Here is a 19990-nt window from a genome sequence, read left to right on the forward strand (position 1 = left end):
CCGTGTTGGGAGGCGCTTCGCTTGTCCCAACCTACGGCTTGAACAGCCCTTCAAGATCATCCAAAGAATAACCTTTATAGTTAATCTCATATCCCTTCAGTTGCTGGCAAAGCTTAACGGCTTTTTCGCGTAAATGGCTTAGCCGAATATTCTTTGGGTTTCGCTTAACCTCTGCGATCAATACTTTCTTTTCCAGGTCATTCACCGCTACCACATCAATTTCATTCTGATTGCCGCGTTCCCAATAACTGCCCACAATATTGTAATCGCCACTTTCAGCCAATGTTTGCCTTATGACCTGCTCAAGCCATTGGCCACTCCAGGTGGGGTAGTCGCGTTCAATCACCTGATGAATAAAACGGTAATTACCAATTTCAATAGCACTGCGGTAGCGGTAAATAAAACGAAACCAGAATGCAAGAAAAGCATCTGCAATTCGGTACTTGACTAAGCGTGTACCTGGCTTTGAGAGTACTGGCCTGTGTCGCTCTATAATGTCAAACTCATTTTCCAGCCTGTCCAATTGAGGCCCTACCGATACTTCCAGTAACGACTCTATTTCCGGACGACTCGTAGAGCCTGAAGCAATTGCGGCAAGAATGGAAAAATAGGAGCCATGTTCAGGGCCAAATTCTTCTGCTAAACGATAATGGCCTTCTTCTATGATCAAGCTGTGCTCATTGATGAGCCCTTGCCAAAATCCCTCAGTCGTTTGTAGATTAGCTAACCATTCAAGGTATTTAGGTACACCACCACTCAGCATGTACCATTGTAATAAGGTTTCGGGAGAAAACTGTTTTCCGTCGTGTAAAATTTCAGCTATATAACGCGGACGCAAGGGTTGAAGGTTAATTCGATGATCCGCACGACCAAACAAAGGTTCCCGGCTGTCCTGAAACAGCCTCGTCATAACACAGTATAAAGAGCCACAACAAATCAGATGCATACGGCTCTGTTGTTTGTAGCGATCCCATAAATCCTGAAGCTCTGAAAAAAATGCTTTATTGACTCGATTAAAATCCTGAAATTCATCAAGTACGACTGTCAGTGGTGAGGTACAGCTGTATTGAAGCAGGATTTCCATCACCTCCCGCATTCGCCTTGGCGTACCAAACACAGGAACGTTCAGTACTGTGCGAATTTGTTCTGTAAACTCTTCACACAGTAAAGGCTCCTGCTTGCGGGAGACAAACAAATAAATAGAAGGATGATTTTGGTCTTGTGAGAAAGCCTGATTCAGTAACGCGGTTTTACCTACACGTCGCCTTCCTACCACCAGAGTCATCGCCGCTGATCCAGAGCTAGCTTGATGACTCCAGTCTATGAGCTGCTGGAGCTCGTACTCTCTGTTATAAAATTTCATTAACATTACCGTAACTTTCGCTACAGTAAGTTTATGATATTTTTACTCGGTCGTCATTTCTGAGTCATACTTCTGGCAATAAATCCTTACTCTATTTGCAATATCCAACAACACTGGTGTGTACTGCAGTACTTTTAGAAATATAGAACTCAGCGCTTCAGACTGATATTCATGAGCAATCGTATTACGAAGCTCACGGATATCGATGAACTCCATTGCATCATCTATCAAGCCTTTCTTTTCGGCTCGGTTTATACGATCCCGAACAGTTCCAGAATGATCAAGATCGATAGTGTCAATCAATCGGAAGATCTTTTGCAGCAAAATATCATCAAGTCTTGCAAAGCGAGCCGTTAGTGATTCAAACTTTTCAAGATCTTCAAGCTTTGGCAGAATATTTTTTTTCAGCTCCAGCTGCTGACATCGTGCATAAGACCAACTTAACAGCGCTTCCATTTGCTTCATGGATTCCAACTGCTGGTTCAATAGCAGAAATTGATTCACCTTCTTATTGGGCACTTCTCTTTCACCCTCTAGCTTACTCATAAGCGTACCCCTTCCGACAAGGCTATACGAGTAAAGGGGTCACTATCATCAGCCGCAATCACAAGGTCAATCTTCTGCTCACCGATCAGATCATAAAGCCCGATGCGAATTTTCGACTTATCCATAAATGTCAGTATCTCTGACATGATTAGCAAATCGATATCACCACCCTTGGCCTGATCGTCCACTCTTGACCCGAACAACCAGATTTCAGCGTTCGGGTCCAAGCCATATATCACTTGCCGGATTGCATTTAATTCGTTCTCTGTCAGCCGCACAATTCATTACCTGTATTGATAATCGGGCTATAATAACAACCTCGTACAGAAGCTGAAAACGCTTTATCGCTTTAGAGAACGGTTAAATAACATTCAGATACTTACTCACGGTTTGGAAAGAGCCAACGATTAATAATCGATCAGCAGAGGAGAGGTCATTGATGATATCATCCCTATCAAGGGCTTCGTCCACGCTACCGCCACAAGCCTCAATGGCATCTTTCAAATCAGACGCACACAGGGCTCGTGGCGAGTCGAACTCGCTGACAATCCACTCATCAATAACAGGCGTTAATGTGCTGACTACAGATTTATAATCTTTGTCTCTGTACATCGCGATCAACGCACGGGTTTTGCCCGGCACAGGGTCTTGTTCTAGTTTCTCTCTCAGCATGCGCGCAGCTTGCGGGTTGTGGGCCACGTCAAAGACTACCTGCACATGGTCGTTATTTTTATTGTTTACGACCTTTTTCGTATATCTGCCGGAGAGATGCGCTCTGGCTATCCCTTCATTTAGTTGATCATACGACACCGGATAAGGCAATAGTTTGACCGCCTGAACAACGGTTGCTGCATTATCGATAACCAATTGTGGTGTGGGTATTTCTTGGATATTTTCTTCAACCCCTTGCCAGTTCTTGCCTTGCCAGCACCAACTTGTATTTTCATCGGTTAATGTAAATTCCTGCTCTCGCCGATAAAGTGGTGCACCAACCTCTTTTGCGTGTTCAATAACGGACTCGGGAACCGGTGAGTCACCATAAATAGCTGGAACATCAGGTCGCATAATACCTGCTTTTTCTTTGGCAATTTTCTCAATCGTATCCCCTAACCATTCCTGATGATCGAGGTCAACTGTTGTGATTATTGAAAGGTTGGGATCTATGGCATTGGTCGCATCCAGCCTGCCGCCAAGACCCACTTCCATAATGGCAATTTCAACACCGGACTTTTTAAAACAACAGGCAGCTACCGCGACTGCAAACTCAAAGTAAGTGAGCCAGTCACCCTGCCTGTGCTTGTCTACAGCGCAGAAAGCTTCGTAAAGGTCTTGGTCTGAAGCTTCTTCATTATTAATGTTAATTCGCTCATTAAAGCGGTGAATATGAGGGGATGTGTATGTGCCGACAGAGTAACCGGCACCTGTTAACACGGACTCTAACAAGGCAACGGTTGAGCCTTTGCCATTAGTGCCTGCAACGGTTATGACATAGGGAGCTGGCGTTAAAAGCTCTGCACGAGTTAGCACATTGGTGATTCTGGTTAACCCAAATTCTATATTGGTTTCCGGGTGTGTGGTTTCCAGCCAGTAGAGCCAGTCGTTTAGATGTGTGAATGATTTTCTAGACATAAATTAACGAATTGTGATGAATTTCACATTCTCCGTAGCATTGAAAAAGTCAGGCCTGAATAATACCAATTCCGCTTTCTAAATATGACGATGAGCAAGTCATTCTGGATCGCGGGACAAGGCGGAACGACGAGTAATAGCCAGCTATTGCGAGGAGTTCCAACGCAGCTCCCGTGATTCAGAATGGCTGCGCAATTCATGTTTAGAAGGTGGAATTGGTATCATTACATAATGAGCATGAGCCAAAATCGCTTGCTTAAACTCGTCAGAAACGTCTTTCCAGACAAAGAGGTCAACTCTGAAAGGCAGATTACTTTCTTCAAAGGCCTCACGAAGCTCTGATACTTCGGATGCTCGCTGGTTTGAAGTGAATAAACTAAATCAAGGTCTGATGACTCAGTAGCCAAACCATTCACGCGAGAGCCATAAGCCCAAACCTTGTTGTCAGGTATAAACATTTTTAGTAATGACTCCAGTAGCACCTTCTGCTCTGGAGTGATACCCATTCTATTGTTCGACTTCATCGTTCCGGCTCTGTATTTTTCATGACTACCGATTACCAGTCATTGTCTGATAATATTCAACGCAATGACTGCATAACATAAGAATAACCAATCCGCTCCTGCTCTAACCTTAAATTTTCACCTTGTCGGTTATTTTGAAGGTCATCAAGCAGCTGGGATTCAGGCTGTGTCAAGTTATCGGGCGAGCCGTTAAATCGTTTGGATTCAGCCTCCTGAACACAAAGGTGCTTATGCTCATCCAGTGTTGTCTGATCCATTAACAACGATTGGGTTTGAGGGAACATACTCCGAACCACCGAGAGAATGGAAAAACCGTGAGTGTCAACATCGCCCCAGTAAGTGATCTGTTTGTCTTTCAACCATTCAACAGAACCAAGAGAGCGAATACCGTAGCCCAAACCAAATATCACCATGGCATCTGTCACAGCTGGAAAGGTCAAACCATTCACCTTATTTTCAGTGATATATACAGTACTCACCGGTTGCTCAACAAACTGTGATAAAGGAACGCTCATATCCGTAACGGGTTGATCACTGTCGAGCAGCCTGAAACGAATTAATGACTCATCAAAGCGCAAACCATAACGGCGTTCAAAGCCGTTTTCAGACAGGCCTGTCACTGAATCATCAAAGTCTTCCTCTTCGAGCACCAGGGTCAAGAGTTCTGTCAGTATGCCCTTGTGATTTTCAATAAACTTGGTATCGACTCCCTGTATATCAAGCTGTCGTATATAGCGATCAGGTCTTGGTCGAATCTGAAAGTATCGACAGACCTTAATGAGTTGATGCCAACTTTCAGCGTATTCCAGAGCTTTGAGTGGTTTTCGGGATAAGAACTGCATTGCATCCGGCAACTGTCGCCGCGTCATACCCGCTATTTCATCAAACTGTCGGAAGGCTGTTTTTCTTCCAATAAAATCCAGCCAGTCGTTCCGATCTTCAAAAACAATTTTATGGGGTAAACGCTGTTGACCCAGCTGATTATGGTTAATGGTTTTGTATTCCAGCTGGTAACCGGTTCCCTTTTCACTTTTTGAATGGCTGCTCAGCGTTGCAATCCAATCACGTATTTTGCCAAAATCGCTGGTTAGCGTTCGGCCTGACGGAGTCTTGAACGGTATCTCCAAAGGAAACACCGTTTCATTTGCCAGCCATTCTCTTAAAAAGCCCCCGGTTGACCAGGGGCGCATCGCTTTCTTCAGCAGTTCCTTTTGAGTGATCATCTTAATTCAATACAACTTCTTCAGATGCCTGCTTTTGTTCCGCTATTTGCTGCTTCTCTTTGCGGTATTGCTCAATGGAAAGGTTTCTCAGTACCGAGTTGCAACCACCTTCGTTATGAACAAAATGCACCGAACTGACATAGTCTTCGATGACATGAATCTTTTGCAACGGCGTCACAATCAGTAACTGCAAATTGAGCTTTCGGAACAGCTCCAGTCCATAGCGTGCCGATTCGTCCGACCCACGCCCGAAGGCTTCATCAATCATGACAAAGCGGAAGGATCGTGAACGGGTTTCACCCCATTCCAGCCCGAACTGATAAGCCAGTGCCGCCGCAAGAATCGTGTAGGCCAGCTTCTCTTTTTGCCCGCCGGACTTACCTGCGGAATCCGAGTAAAACTCTTTTTCAGAATCATCTTCACGATAGCGTTCTGAAGCATTGAACAAAAACCAGTTACGAACATCGGTGACTTTCTTTGTCCATCGCTTATCCAGATCGGTCTGCCCTTCCCTGCCATTAAACCGTTCTATGATGTCTTTGACCTGAATAAACTTGTTTTCGGCATAGGTTTCCGTGTCATCTGACGACAGCGTACCTCCAAGGCAATTTCTCAAATCAATTTTAAACTGATTAATTTCGGCATCCCGGTGATTATCGGCCACCAGCCGGATATACGTGCCATCGCTGTAGTCTATGGTCGAAAGCGAGCGGTTGATGGTGTCAATCTTATCCCGAATGGTTTGCTGCTGCTGATCCAGCCAGTTCTGGAACATCGCCATATTGTGAATGGTGCCTTCATTCAACATTTGCTTGAAGCGCCCTTCATGCCTTGGCAAATCTTCACCCGCCAACGTCTTGAGCATTTCACCAAATTCACCGGCAGAAGCCATAGAAGCATCCACTTCTCTGGTTTCATTCGGATAAGCATTTTTATAATCAGCCATCTGTCCGGTAATGTTGGACGACAGATTTCTTGCACCACGCTCTTTAGTGTCAAGCCGGTCTTGCAACCATCGACGCAGTGTTACCTGAGAGCTGTCACAGTTTTCGATAGTGATTTTTTTATTATCCAGCGCCTCCTCTTCCAACTCTTCCAGTCGTTCAAAAATGCTGGCTTTCACATCTTCAGGCAAATCACCCAACTGTTGTTCAGCTTGCTCTTTCAGGGTTCTGTCTTGCTTCAGCTTCTCAATGGCGGCACCAGACTCTTTTGTGAGTTTGCGCTCGAGCGTTTCTTGCTCACGAATTTGAGCTTCTGTCGTGATCAAACGCTCCCTGAGTGTTTTGAGAATATCCGAACCTGCTTCCAGTTCTGCTTTTTCTTTTTCCAGCGATTGAATGGTTAAAGCTAGTGGCTGCCAGTTAATATCCCCAAAAGACTGGTAATTTAGCAGCAGTTCCAACTTAATCTGACTGTCACCAAGCTTTTTAAGCCTTTTTGTAAATTCACTCTGGATACCGGCAGCAGTCTGAATCTCTTTTTCCATGAGATTGCGCTGAGTTTCCAGCGCTAATATCTTCTCACGGTTACTCCAGCCCAAAACAAAGCGAGAGCGATCATCAATACGATATCGGTCGTCCTTTTCATGACGGCTGCCACTGCTTTTAATCTGACCTGTCGCAGTGATGCAGCGGGACTCTTTTCGGAATTCATCAAGAGTATCGCAGCATACATAATCAAACCGTTGCAGTATTTCCTGTTCTAGCCAGGTGTAAAAACCACTGTCGGTTTTGATAGAAATTTTCCGGCTGAGTGATCGCTTATCGACTGTATTATGGGGGTGCTTGGCAGGCGTGCGTACACGGTAATACACCAAACGCCCTTTCAGATGAGTCTTGTCCACATAATGTGCAACCGCATTATAATGTTCATCAGGTACCAGCAAGCTGAGTGCAAAGTTATGCAATACACGCTCTACAGCGCCTTCCCAGTGCTTTTCTTCCTCTCGAACCTGTAATAATTCACCTGCAAAAGGCAGCGTGTCTTCGGTCAAATCAAGAGCACTGCATAAAGCTTCCCTTATGGTGAGGTTTCGACTGGGAATATTGGATTTACGACCTTTCAGGGAATCTATTTCTTTTGACAAGCTTTTATGCTCATCTCTCAGCTGCTTCAAGCCAACCGCTTGCTCTACCTGCTCGTTTTGTAAATCAGTTTTCTGCTTTTCCAGTCTTTCCTGACTTTCTGTTGCTTCTTCACGGTTAGAAAAGAATTCGTTGTCGTCTTTTGGGTCTGGCATATCCAGAAAACGACAGAGTGCTAAATAGTCATCATTGCTTTTAACCAGCCGGTCTTTTTCACGTCCCAAGCGGTCAATTTCCGTTTTTAACTCGGACAGCCGCTGACCGCCATTTTGCTCAATGGATCGCTCGGTTTCCCGCAAACCCGCCCTGAGATTCTCCAAAGAGTGCAGCACTTCATCTAAACGACTTTCCAGCTTTTTCTGATCCAGCTCCCGTCTTTGAATGCGCTGACCCAGCAAGGCAATCTTTTTGTCCGCAAAATAGGCGTACAAAGCATCCCGACACTGTTTAAAAGACTGAATTTCACTTTCCAGCGTTTCATAGCGCTGACAGTCGTCCACCATCGGCTGCAGCTTTTCAATTTGCTGACGAGCCTTTAACACGGCTTCATGGGCACGATTGAGGTTGTCAAACTGACGACTCAGCTCTTCTACCCGTTCTTCAACATCGGTACTTTCAAGCATGTGATGACGAACAAAATCAGTAAGATTGCCCACCGATTTCATGGATACCGTCTGATACAGCAAATCCATCGCCTGATCGTTTTCAATACCCATCTGACGACGAAATTCAGCCTGATACTGAGAGAAGCTTTCAAATACTTTGGTATGCTCAAGCCGCTTTACTTTCTTTTTAAGGTCGGTAATGTCGCTGCCAAAGCCACTAAAATGCTTGCTGATGGTTAGCGGCTTACGAGCCACAATAAAAAATCGCTCAGGCGAATTGTTATTGTCCCTGCTCCAGAACACCTGGGCTAACGTGATGGTTTGATCAAACCCTTCATTCACAAAGCGAGCCAACAAAACGCTGTAACTGTTGTGATCACGCAACGCAACCGCTTTGGCTGACAAGGTGTCATCGTCTTTGGCGCTCTTGAAATAACCTCTAACGTAAGAGGTCATATTACGTTCACGTGTCTCTGCGCCTGCTGCCTTGTTGTAGGTAATCTTCTGACTGGGCACCAGCAAAGTGGTCATCGCATCCACTAGCGTGGACTTGCCTGAACCAATATCACCTGTCAGCAGACTATTGTTGCCATCGGGTTTGGTTTTCCAGATTTTTTTGTTGAACGTGCCCCAGTTCAACACTTCCAGTCCGTGTAGACGAAAACCAGCTTTGGACTGATCTTGTGAAAAATCAAGCGATTGATTCTGCATGATCCTGATATACCTTTAACTTTTCATTAAAATCTGCCAGCCAGTCAGCATCCACCAGCGCCTTGATGATTCGTCGAACTTCCCATGCAGGGGGATTGGTGTTCAGCTTTTTCAAAAAACCAAATTCAGTGACTTTGTTTATATAGGTGTCTATCTGATCAAACAGCCGTGCTTCATTGGCTCTATCTGGAAGAAACACCCGCATCATTTCGACAATTTGTTCACGCGTTAAAATCAAACGGGCTTCACCGCCTCCTGCGTCTTGTTCTACCATTTTTTTGCGCAGCAACACACACAACAAGCTGATTGGGAAACTCAGAGGTCTTCGGGCCACAAGTTTTGGAACGTCACGTTCTTCGTCGTTCAGTTGTTTGAGAAAAGCATAGCCTTCCGCTTCATCGACAATCAGATCCAGCCCCATTACGGCTAGATAGTCAATGACTCTGGCATACAGTTCTTCCAGTTGTTGCCAGACATCGGGGTTTTGATCCCGGTAGACCACCCCTTTCATCAAGTTGACCACTACAGTGCCCAATACAGGATCATTACCCGATGAATCATTACTCTCAACATTCGTGCTCACTTACAGTTCACCTTCTTTGGGAGGCCGGGAGCCTAAGTCATCCCCACGAAAGTGGGAATCCACCACGAACAGTGAATCCCCGCCTTCGCGGGGACGACGCGGCTATATTTTTACCTGCCGCTAACCTTAATGGGTAAAAATCACCAATGGCATGGCGGCTTCTTTTTGGTGCCCACCCGTATCGTGCCAAACAATAATTTCAGTCTCATCCGAATTAACAACGGCATGATCAGACTCTGAAGCAATGTGCAAATAAGCCACCACTTCACTCAAACCTTTTTCAACAGGATGTAATTTCACCAACTCTGCCAAACTGATTTGTTTCCGGTTCTGGAGGGCAAAACGAATACGTGCCTGCAATGCCCTTTCATCCACATAATGCTGCGTATACAGAGCGCTGGTATCAAAGTCTGCCTCGCCCTCTTCCGGAGTTTCGCTAATAACAGGTCGAACCGCAGGACGGAACAAGCCTCTGGACATAGGTAACTCAACCGCCGGTTTATTTAATGATAAAGTGGTAAACAGCTTATCGGGTGGCGGGCTTTGTCGAACAGCAATCGCACTTTGTTCTATCTCTCGAACAATTTCCATAATACGGCGGTTTTCCAGCCATGCCTGATCATCGAGATAACGTCTTAATTGTTCAACCAGCTGAGCACAAGTGCTATTCACTTTCTCACCGGCTTCCAACAACCTGAAGCGAATCTTTCCCAGCAATTCATCATGCTGCAAGCTTTGAATTTCAGGTAGCGCCAACACTTTCTCCAGTGTTTGTTGCAACTCATCCTGACTGGCCGGTGACATCAGCCATGTCCAAAACGCTTTAAAGCTTCGCCCCTGATCCGATTCACTGATGGCATCCTGCTCGGAGAATATGTCATCCAGCATTTGACCTTTGCCACTGCTGGCGGTAGTGATACGCTCTCTGACACCACGGTCAAGGTTTCGGAAGTTTTCTTCCACCTGCCTGAAATCAGACAACAGCTGTCTGGCAGTATCTTCTGCCTGAAGGAATTTCTCTTTCACACGAGTCGGATCATGAGGTGCCACATGCCCGCTTTTAAGACTGGCAATTTCTCGTTCAAGCCTGGCTTTTTCCTGCTCCAGACGATCTATTCTTTGTTGTGGATCAGTTTCTGTGTCTCTCGCCACTTCACTGAGTAAGCGAAAGACTGTCAGCAATCGGGACTCGGTACCCACAAACTGTTTATGCTCAAAGCTGCTGACCCATTCTATAGCCTTTTCCGTAGAGGGCGTTAGGTCATAGAGAGGTTCATCACCGACTGCGGCAGCCGGATAATATTTTCTAAGGTAGCCTTGCTCACCAGAAGCCCAATCGCTTAAATACTCACGACCTTTTCTGGGAAAGCGGTTTTCTCCGGTAGACTCACGCAAATGATGCAAGTAGTCGTCCAATTGAGTCGCCAGAATTTCAGCAGCAATAGAACGCTTATTCGTAAGAATAAAGGACTTATAGAGGAAACTGATAATTAATGGAGCGCTATCTGCTTGCAACAAGCGCCATGAAGGATGTGTTCGAAGACCAACGAGACGATTAAAATCCATGTTCTTTGATAATCAGGGTGAAAGAGTTATAGGGCAAGATAGCAAACTTTAAGAAGGGCTGACAGTTGTCATGTCGGGAGTCGCTTCGCTCGTCCCAACCTTCGATCAGATCACGCTTTCATCAAACCTCTGCAGCTATAACATCATAGTCAGAAGCTTCTTCAAAGGCACTGTCTGCTTCAGATTCTTCAGCCGTCATACCCACCATCTTTCTGTAGATTCTGGCGATGGTTGAACGCATTTCAGAGCGATCAACAATCATATCAATCGCGCCATGTTCCAACAGAAACTCACTGCGCTGGAATCCTTCGGGCAACTTTTCCCGAACCGTCTGTTCGATGACTCGAGGACCCGCAAATCCGATCAAAGCCGCAGGCTCAGCAATGTTCAAATCCCCAAGCATGGCCAGAGACGCTGATACACCGCCGTATACCGGATCGGTCATTACCGAGAAGTAGGGAACACCCTTTTGGCGCATTCGCTCCAGTGCAGCACTGGTTTTTGCCATTTGCATCAGCGAGAACAAAGCCTCCTGCATGCGTGCTCCGCCACTGGCAGAGAAACAGACCAATGGAATTCGCAGCTCAAGAGCCAGTTCCGCAGCGCGGGCAAACTTCTCTCCAACCACCGATCCCATTGAACCGCCCATAAAGGCAAATTCAAAAGCACAGGCGACAACCGGCAGATTTTCCAGTTTCCCCTTGCAGACAACCAGCGCATCTTTTTCACCGGTGGCTTTCTGTGCGGCCGCCAGCCGGTCTTTGTACTTTTTGGAATCTCGAAATTTCAGTTTATCGACAGGTTCAATATCGGCAAACAGCTCTTCGCGATTTTCCTTATCCAGAAAATAATCCAGACGTTTGCGGGCAGATATGCGCATATGGTGCGAACACTTGGGGCAAACATCCAGGTTCCGCTCCAGCTCGGGGCGATAAAGTACAGAGTCACACTTTACACACTTTCGCCACAGCCCTTCAGGCACGTTACTGCTGCGTTTCTCACTGGAAGAACGCGACAGTGAAGGAATCAGCTTATCGACCAACCAATTACTCATTAATGCTTCCTGTCTGTTTCTCTGAAAGCACGACAGCATCCGGCCACCATGCTCCCAACAGCAGGGCGCACCTGCTGCTTCATATCGACTCTGTCAGCGGTTATCCATGGCATTACGCATCTCAGACACCCGAGAGCCTACTCGCTGCATACAGGCTTCACCTTCCTGATCGAACTTGGCCAGCTCAGACACCAGGGCCGTGCCAACAATCACAGCATCTGCAGCCTGACTGATCGCTGCTGCAGACTCACCATCGCGAATACCAAAACCAACACCCACAGGCATATCGGTAAACTGTTTAATATGAGTCACTCGCTGCTGTACGCCGGAAATATCCAGCTTTGCTGAACCGGTAACCCCTTTCAGGGAGACGTAGTAAATAAAGCCCGAAGCCACTGAACAGATTGTCTTGATTCGTTCATCCGATGTCGTTGGTGTGATCAGGTTGATCATATCAATGCCTTTCGGTTTGATCTGTGCTACAAAGTCATCAGCAAACTCTGGCGGCAAATCAACCACCAGCACACCGTCTACACCGGCTTTCGATGCTTTTTCGGCAAATACCTCATAACCCATGATTTCAACGGGATTCAGGTAGCCCATAAGCACCACCGGAGTCTCATTATCGTTCTCCCGAAAGAGACTTACCATTGAAAAAACGTCATTCAATGTAACACCGTGTGATAAAGCACGCAGATGAGCTTTGGCAATCACCGGTCCGTCAGCCACCGGATCAGAGAACGGAAAGCCCAGCTCAATCACATCGGCTCCGTTCCTGACCAGCTCATGCATCATTTCTACCGTGTTACCGGCCGGATCTCCTGCAGTAATGTAGGGCACCAATGCTTTACGGCTCGCTGAGCGCAACTGGTCAAAACGTTGTTTAATTCTCATTATTACTGCTCCTTATCCCTGCAGACCACTTTTACCATCAAGAGCAAGACCATCAATAGCCGCAACGGTATGGATGTCTTTATCTCCACGACCAGACAGGTTGACCACAATCACCTGATCTTTTTCCAAGGTCGGAGCCAGCTTCTCAACATAGGCAAGAGCGTGAGAACTTTCCAGTGCCGGCATAATACCTTCCATCCGGGTCAGGTTGCGGAATGCTGCTAACGCTTCATCATCGGTAGCGTAAACATACTCCGCACGCCCAATTTCCCGCAGATAACTGTGTTCAGGGCCGACACCAGGGTAATCCAGACCGGCAGAGACCGAGTAACTTTCGGTAATCTGACCATCGTCATCACACATCAGGAAACTGCGCTGCCCCTGGAATACGCCTTTACGATCACCCGCCATGCGGGCAGCATGCTCACCAGACTCTATCCCGAGACCGCCGGCTTCAACACCGTAAATTTTAACGTCCTGATCGTCAATGAACTCGTAAAACAGCCCCATGGCATTAGAACCGCCACCAACACAGGCCACCAGAGCATCAGGCAGTTTGCCGGTCATTTCCTGGCACTGCTGTTTGGCTTCACGACCAATAATACTCTGGAAATCACGCACCATTTCAGGATAAGGATGAGGACCACATACTGTGCCAAGAATATAGAAAGTCTCTTCCGGTCTGGCGACCCAATCTCTCAGTGCCTCATTGATGGCATCTTTCAATGTCTGGGAACCACTGGTGACCGGGATAACCGTAGCACCTAACAGCTTCATGCGGTAAACGTTCAGCGCCTGACGTTCAACGTCTTTAGCACCCATATACACCACACACTCCAACCCAAGACGCGCTGCAACCGTAGCAGTGGCAACGCCATGCTGACCAGCACCGGTTTCAGCGATAATACGGGTTTTCCCCATATGCTTTGCCAACAGAGCCTGACCCACAGCATGGTTAATCTTGTGGGCACCGGTGTGATTAAGGTCTTCACGCTTCAGATAAATCTGCGCACCACCCAGCTTTTCAGACAAACGTTCGGCATGATACAGAGGAGAAGGGCGACCTACGAAGTGTGCCAGATCCCGGTCAAAGTCTGCCTGAAAAGTCGAATCCCGCCAAAGCTCTCGATAAGTTGCTTCCAGCTCCTGCAGGGCGCTGGTCAGTGTTTCTGCAACATAGCGACCACCGAACTGACCGAAATGGCCACTGTTATCCGGCTGTTGGTACGTTTCCTTATCAAGTGTCTTTTGAGACTTGCTCTGATCCGACATTTTCTACCTGCTATTGCGCCTGCAATTGTGTCTGCTGTGCGCTAATTAGACCATTCTCACTCACGACCGCCCGGACAAAGGCCCGAACCGCATCGTGATTTTTCACTCCGGGTTTCGTTTCCACACCGCTACTGACATCGACGGCATAGGGTGAAACCCTTTTAATGGCTTCAGCAACGTTGGTTGCCTCCAGCCCGCCAGCCAGAACGACCGGCTTTTCCAGAGAGTCGGGGATTAAACGCCAGTCAAATGACTCCCCTGTTCCTCCCGGGACCCCTTTGCGATAAGCATCCAGCAACACCCCGCTCGCTCCGGGATATTGCGCTACCGCTTTTTCTAACGACATTTCCGGGCGCACCCGCAACGCCTTTATATACTGTCGATTCCACTGCTGGCACCAGTGATCCGGTTCATTTCCATGAAACTGCAGCAGGGTCAGTGGCACCTGTTCGAGCACACTTTGCACAAAGTCATCGTCTGCATCAACAAACAAACCCACCACTGAAATAAAGGGCGGCACACAGGCTGCAATTTCCCGTGCCTGCTCGATGCTGACATGCCTTGGGCTTTTTGCATAGAACACCAGACCGATTGCATCGGCACCTGCATCAACAGCTGCCAATGCATCCTCAACCGTGGTAATACCGCACACTTTGATCCGGGTTTTATGAACCGTGCTGGCTAAATTCATCGAAGAAGTCAGAGACATCGCCTTACTGCAGAATGGTAAAGAGAATCGATAGTAGCAGAAACCGAACTTTGTTGTCTTCCATCAATTACACAGCCTTCAAACCATCACCAGGGCAACAGTGGTGCAACAAAATGCGGATTCGGCTCGCTGTCCGGCAGTCCAAATACTTCAGGATAACCCACATCCACAAAATACAGACCGTAGGGAGGCGCAGTCACACCGCCTTCAGTCCTGTCTCTTGCCTCCAGTACTGTTTTTGCCCAGTCCGGTTCATGCTTGCCGGCACCAATAGTCATCAACACACCGGCAATGTTTCGAACCATATGATGCAGAAACGCATTCGCCTGAATATCAAGCACAACCAGGTGGCCATGACGGCTAACCTGCAAGCGGCTAATGGTACGAACGGGATTTTTGGCCTGACACTGAACTGCACGATAAGAGGTAAAGTCATGTTCACCCACCAGATGACAAGCTGCAGATTGCATCCTTTCAATGTCCAGCGGGCGATAATTCCAGGTCACACCTTTAGGCAAATAAGCCGGACGAATCGGGTGGTTATAGATCACATACCGATACCGGCGCCACTGAGCTGAAAAACGGGCATGAAAGTCATCCACTACAGGTTTTACCCAGTTGATGGCCACATCATCCGGCAGATTGGCATTTGAACCATAGGTCCAGCCACGTTCACTGCGCACAGAATCCGAGTCAAAATGAATAATCTGGTTAGAACCGTGCACGCCAGCATCGGTCCTGCCTGCACACACGACAGAAACCGGATGGTTGGCCACTTTAGACAGAGCAGCTTCAACAGCAGCCTGCACAGTAGGCAAACCGCTCTTCAGGCTCTGCCAGCCATGATAATGGGAACCGTCGTATTGAACACTGGCTGCGTAACGGGGCATGAACACTCAACTTGAATACAAAAACAGCGAATGTAATAACTGATGCTGCATTTTGCAAACCGCATTTACCGTCAGCGAAGCTTCCCCAGCGAAAAAGCATAAAAAAAACCGGCTCTTCATGACAAAAAGCCGGTTTCCTGTTTAGGAGACTGAGTGATTGCAGTCAGCTATCAAGTCCTTGGAACAACGCCTCGGCTTCTTCTTTCTGCTCATCGCTGCCGCTTTCCAGAACTTCCTGAAGAATCTCGCGAGCGCCTTCCTGGTCACCCATATCAATATAAGCCCGGGCCAGATCCAGTTTGGTAGAGACTTCGTCCTCGTCGGACAGGAAATCCAGATCATCATCTTCATCCAGCGCTGTCTCAAAGTCATACATACTCTCGGATATTGCTTCATCGACTGCTGCCTCATCGTCATCAGGCAGGAAATCAAGTTCACCTGAATCCGAAGACTGCTGATTGGTTTCGGCATCATCTTCGAGCTCCAGATCATCTTCAAGTTCTAAGTCGTCCAGATCAAGATCGGGCAGATCGCCATCAACTTCATCATCCCCGAGATCAAAGTCCAGATCATCGCCGGGTTCATTTTCTTCGGGCTCTTCATCCCCGTCCAGCTCTCCCAGATCAAACTCCAGCTCATCACCGCTATCTTCACTGAGATCAATATCACCCAGACCATCAGCAACCGGCTGCCCTCCTTCCTGCATAAAGGCATCTGCAGAGAAGCGCGCTTTGAATACATCCGCCTCGCGGTTAGCTTCTTCATTTCCCAACGCTTCCAGATCCGCCAGTGCGCCCCTGAAGCTATCCAGGTCATTGGCCTCGGCATGGACTTCCAGAAGTTTCAGGCGCAAGTCAGTGCGCCCGGGCTCGGCCGCGATTGACTTGTTCAACAACTCAGCCGCTTGCGGGAAGCGACCATAGGCAATGTAAATATCCGCTTCACTCAACACATCCTGAGTCTGCTGTACAGTTTCTTCCGGCTCTTCTTCGATGAGAGCTTCTTCGTCAATTTCCAGAGACTCATCAAGTTTCAATTCATCATCATCTGAAGCCAGGTCGTCTCCCGTTAACGGGATATCTTCCACCACATCGTCTTTGTCATCAAAAAACTCTTCATCCTGCGATTGCTTGCGACGACGGTAAACAATAAAGGCGGCAATCAGACCAACGGGAATCAGGGCAGCCAGTGCCAAAAACAGCAGATTACCTGTCAGAAAACCCATAAACCCATCATCTTTTGGTGCAACGGGTTCAACTGCCGGCTTTGCTGGTGCGGGCGCTGCTTTTACCTCATTTTCAGTCGTTGTGGTTGAAGCCTGAAGCGCAGCCATCTGATCATCCTTCAGAAGGATCAGCTTTTTCAGGGTTGCGATCTGTTCCTCCAGATCCCGGAGTCGGCTCTTCTGTTCATTGTTCTCACGACTCAGGTTATCCATCTGTTCCCGGGTCATTCGGAGCTGATTCTGTAAGACGGCGTTTTCAGAGCCGTTACCACCACCGAGATCCTGCCCTGCACCGGCAGAATTATCCGAACCAACAATGCTCAACCGACCATCGTCTGACGCACCACTGCCGGTACGGTCCGCAGTTGAACGACGACTGGCGTCCAACTGTTCCATACGGGCCTGCCATTCACGATTCTGCCTTGCCACATCCGCAACAGATTCCTGATAACTGACAGAGGTAATTTCGTCATAATCAGGAATACGCAGGACCTGCCCCTTCTTGAGCTCATTAATATTGCCCCGCATAAAAGCCCCGGGGTTTTTACGCTGTATGGCCACCATGGTCTGCTGCACTGACAGCTCTCCGGACGGCCTGACAGCCCGGGCTATGCTCCACAGGTTGTCATTAGGCTGAACCTTATAACTTTTTTCCGCTTGTACGACAGAGCCATCCTGTCCGGAAGACATGGCCTGACGTGCATTTGAAACAGGCTGATCATTAATCGTCCGGGTTTGAGGCTGGTAAACCGGTTCTCTGGGAGGAAGATAGTCTTTCCTCTGAATACTTGAAGGTTCAATATAAGGTCCGGGTTGCTGAATGGGCGGGCGGGTTCTGGCTGGTTCAACCGGTTGCGCAGGCGCTTCACTGAACGAAGGGGGGTCAAGCAGCAACGTATACTCTCTGAGCAGCCTGCCGCTGGGCCAGTAGACTTCCATCAAAAAGTTAAGATACGGTTCCCGAACGGCGTCAGCACTGGTGACATGAATATATCCAGTCCCATCTTCACGAATTTTTGTTTTGAAATTAATACCTGACAAGGAAAGAGGACGATCAATGCCTGCCCGCTGAAAATCACTGCGACTGGCCATGGTGGGCAGAATTTCGTTGCGGGTAAGATCCCTGAGTTGCAGTAGTTCTATTTCAGCGTCCAAAGGCTGGTTCAGGGTTGAATGCAAGGTCACTTCACCCAGCCCCAGAGCCTTTGCCAGGCCCGGAGCCAAAGCCACTGCTATAGCCGTAACTACTACAAGCTTCTGTAGTTTCATCATGAATCCTTGTTGTTTTTTACTGGAAAAGCCTGCAGACATCGCAGTAGGCCTCTCTCTTTTCCAGAATTCAACCTGCCCCTTTTTTGCAGATGTAGTCTTCGTCGGCAACCACGACAAAAACTACAATCTGGATTTATTGTTCTTTCTTCAAACAGGAACAATTCGGGACTCTAATTATTAAAGCTAAGGTATCATTTTAAAAAGTCTTTTAGCAATATTTCTGCCATGTCAATAGTGCTCATGGCCGCACGACGTACAGGGTCTGCCACCAGCCACAACGCCAGCTGCCCGGCAAACCTTGCCTGCTGCCGGATTCGCCCGACAACAATGGTATCGTTTCCGGCAACGGTCTCAACGGTAGGAAAGTCATCTCCTGCCGTCAGCTCCACGCCCTGAATATCTGCCAGCAACTCCCTGACTGTATCTGCCTCAGCCGGTTTATCGAGTTCCAGTTGAATGGAAAGGCTGTCACCAAAAAAGACCGGTACTCTGACACAGGTTGGATTGATCCGAACATCTGAACTGCCAAGACCTTCAATCAGTTCGGAAATCATGCTCTGTTCTACAGAAGTACTGCCGTTACTGTTTAGCTCGCCCACCTGTGGCAACAGGTTAAACGCCATGCGTCCGCCGGATACAGGTTTGCCATTCAGCAACTCGATGGTCTGCTTTCTCAGATCATTAATGCCATCATTACCCAGACCCGATACCGACTGACACACAGTGACACTGACCGAGTCAATACCCAGAGCTTCTTCCAGCGGTTTAAGTACGGGCAGCATCAACGCCGCCGGGCTGGACGGAACAACCGCTACTTTTGCTTCTCGTGCAGCTTCTATCTGGTCGTCATTAATTCCGGACATCATCAATGGCCCGGCCTGGCTGCCGGATCGGCCATCCATCACAAAACACCCAGCCTCAGTGGCTCTGCCAACCAGTTCATCAGAGGCTTTGCAGCCAACTGGCAGAATCAGCAGGTCAGCATCGATAAATTCGAACCCTTCCGCCTTCAGCAGCTCGACCTCCTGATCCTGAAAGCTGACGGCAGCATCCGACTCCGGGTCTTGTGCAATGGCATACAGGTTGCCAACCGGAAACACACGTTCATCCAACAGAGCCAGCAGGGCTTCACCATTCAGGCTTTGTGCGTCATATACCACTACATCGAACAGTTTGTTCATGCTTTCTCTCTACTTACTAGTGCTGAAAAGCGCTAATATCCATACATCATTATACTTGCAGAGGTCGAGCCCTATAAGTCCACTTGAAAGGCTTGGCCATCCTCTCATTGAAGAAATCTATAAAGCCATGAAGTCTGGTTTTCAGGTCTTCAGTTGATGTAAATGTGCCTCTTTTCAAGAACCGTCTCACCAAAATTGAAAACCAGATTTCAATTTGGTTCAGCCATGACGCATGCTTTGGTGTGTAATGGAATATAACTTTATGGGATGGGTCACTGAGGTAAGCCGCCCGAGTCTCCATATTTTTCAAAATACCTGACTTACCCTTGACGCCGAGTTCATCCGCTGGTGTGTTTCGATAGCTGCAACCTTCATGACAGCCGCTTCTGACATATGGGTATTCAATCTGTCCATGACCAGGTGCCAACCTGCCGCATTTGGATCGCTGGTTAAAACAATATCCAGCCAGTCAGAAAAATCTTGCTCCGTTCGAGTATCTCGAATAAGAGGAATTATTTTTCCTGTAACCACATCCATACCGGCCAGCAAAGCCTGCGTACCATGACGTGTATACTCAAATTCACGCTTTTCTATGTGACCCGGTTTGACCAGTTTGTTTGGTTTCACCGGCTCCAAAGCTTGCATACCTGTCTTTT

General features: G+C 47.7%; 18 protein-coding genes. All 18 read right to left on the reverse strand.

Translation table 11 applies throughout. The features are described 5' to 3' along the window. Nucleotides 1-31: 31 nt before the first annotated feature. Complete coding sequence (locus tag EZMO1_RS14105) at nucleotides 32-1363, reverse strand: ATP-binding protein (protein ID WP_034872760.1); 1332 nt, start codon at nucleotides 1361-1363, stop codon at nucleotides 32-34. Nucleotides 1364-1405: 42 nt separating this feature from the next. Next, nucleotides 1406-1909 carry a hypothetical protein gene (locus tag EZMO1_RS14110; RefSeq protein WP_051789260.1) on the reverse strand — a complete coding sequence of 168 codons (504 nt, stop codon included), beginning with the start codon at nucleotides 1907-1909 and terminating at the stop codon, nucleotides 1406-1408. Continuing rightward, complete coding sequence (locus tag EZMO1_RS14115; protein WP_236631929.1) at nucleotides 1906-2136, reverse strand: nucleotidyltransferase domain-containing protein; 231 nt, start codon at nucleotides 2134-2136, stop codon at nucleotides 1906-1908. Before EZMO1_RS14115 ends, EZMO1_RS14110 begins: the two co-directional genes overlap by 4 nt. 133 nt (nucleotides 2137-2269) lie before the next feature. After that, nucleotides 2270-3538, reverse strand: coding sequence for a bifunctional tetrahydrofolate synthase/dihydrofolate synthase (gene folC, locus EZMO1_RS14120; RefSeq protein WP_034872758.1), 1269 nt, complete (start codon nucleotides 3536-3538; stop codon nucleotides 2270-2272). 224 nt (nucleotides 3539-3762) lie between these two features. Continuing rightward, a complete protein-coding gene (locus EZMO1_RS28185) occupies nucleotides 3763-4062 on the reverse strand; it encodes a nucleotidyltransferase domain-containing protein (protein ID WP_051789259.1) in 300 nt (99 codons plus the stop codon). A 56-nt stretch (nucleotides 4063-4118) separates the two neighbouring features. Then, a complete protein-coding gene (locus EZMO1_RS14130) occupies nucleotides 4119-5285 on the reverse strand; it encodes a DUF3322 domain-containing protein (RefSeq protein WP_034872756.1) in 1167 nt (388 codons plus the stop codon). Between the two features lies 1 nt (nucleotide 5286). Next, a complete protein-coding gene (locus tag EZMO1_RS14135) occupies nucleotides 5287-8688 on the reverse strand; it encodes an ATP-binding protein (RefSeq protein WP_051789258.1) in 3402 nt (1133 codons plus the stop codon). Further along, nucleotides 8669-9271: a DUF4194 domain-containing protein gene (locus EZMO1_RS14140; RefSeq protein ID WP_034872755.1), complete on the reverse strand. Its 603-nt coding sequence runs from the start codon at nucleotides 9269-9271 to the stop codon at nucleotides 8669-8671. Before EZMO1_RS14140 ends, EZMO1_RS14135 begins: the two co-directional genes overlap by 20 nt. A 126-nt stretch (nucleotides 9272-9397) precedes the next feature. Continuing rightward, a complete protein-coding gene (locus EZMO1_RS14145; RefSeq protein ID WP_034872754.1) occupies nucleotides 9398-10837 on the reverse strand; it encodes a DUF3375 domain-containing protein in 1440 nt (479 codons plus the stop codon). Nucleotides 10838-10958: 121 nt separating this feature from the next. Next, nucleotides 10959-11891: an acetyl-CoA carboxylase, carboxyltransferase subunit beta gene (gene accD / locus EZMO1_RS14150; protein WP_034872753.1), complete on the reverse strand. Its 933-nt coding sequence runs from the start codon at nucleotides 11889-11891 to the stop codon at nucleotides 10959-10961. Nucleotides 11892-11984: 93 nt separating this feature from the next. After that, a complete protein-coding gene (gene trpA / locus EZMO1_RS14155) occupies nucleotides 11985-12788 on the reverse strand; it encodes a tryptophan synthase subunit alpha (RefSeq protein ID WP_034872752.1) in 804 nt (267 codons plus the stop codon). A gap of 9 nt (nucleotides 12789-12797) precedes the next feature. Continuing rightward, entirely contained in the window at nucleotides 12798-14057 is a 1260-nt protein-coding gene (gene trpB / locus EZMO1_RS14160) for a tryptophan synthase subunit beta (protein WP_034872751.1), read from the reverse strand. 10 nt (nucleotides 14058-14067) lie between these two features. Next, nucleotides 14068-14766 (reverse strand): phosphoribosylanthranilate isomerase, encoded by a 699-nt coding sequence (locus EZMO1_RS14165; protein ID WP_236631928.1) that lies wholly within the window; start codon nucleotides 14764-14766, stop codon nucleotides 14068-14070. Nucleotides 14767-14852: 86 nt separating this feature from the next. After that, nucleotides 14853-15656, reverse strand: coding sequence for a tRNA pseudouridine(38-40) synthase TruA (truA, locus tag EZMO1_RS14170; RefSeq protein WP_034872749.1), 804 nt, complete (start codon nucleotides 15654-15656; stop codon nucleotides 14853-14855). Nucleotides 15657-15819: 163 nt separating this feature from the next. Next, nucleotides 15820-18153, reverse strand: coding sequence for a motility hub landmark protein FimV (locus tag EZMO1_RS14175; RefSeq protein ID WP_160173998.1), 2334 nt, complete (start codon nucleotides 18151-18153; stop codon nucleotides 15820-15822). Nucleotides 18154-18344: 191 nt separating this feature from the next. Then, nucleotides 18345-19334: an aspartate-semialdehyde dehydrogenase gene (locus tag EZMO1_RS14180; protein ID WP_034872746.1), complete on the reverse strand. Its 990-nt coding sequence runs from the start codon at nucleotides 19332-19334 to the stop codon at nucleotides 18345-18347. A gap of 49 nt (nucleotides 19335-19383) precedes the next feature. Further along, complete coding sequence (locus EZMO1_RS28190; RefSeq protein ID WP_034872641.1) at nucleotides 19384-19635, reverse strand: transposase; 252 nt, start codon at nucleotides 19633-19635, stop codon at nucleotides 19384-19386. 5 nt (nucleotides 19636-19640) lie between these two features. Next, entirely contained in the window at nucleotides 19641-19979 is a 339-nt protein-coding gene (locus EZMO1_RS27345; RefSeq protein WP_034872640.1) for a transposase, read from the reverse strand. Nucleotides 19980-19990 lie beyond the last annotated feature (11 nt).

The sequence above is a fragment of the Endozoicomonas montiporae CL-33 genome (genome assembly GCF_001583435.1).
In the GTDB taxonomy this organism is placed as follows: Bacteria; Pseudomonadota; Gammaproteobacteria; order Pseudomonadales; family Endozoicomonadaceae; genus Endozoicomonas_A; species Endozoicomonas_A montiporae.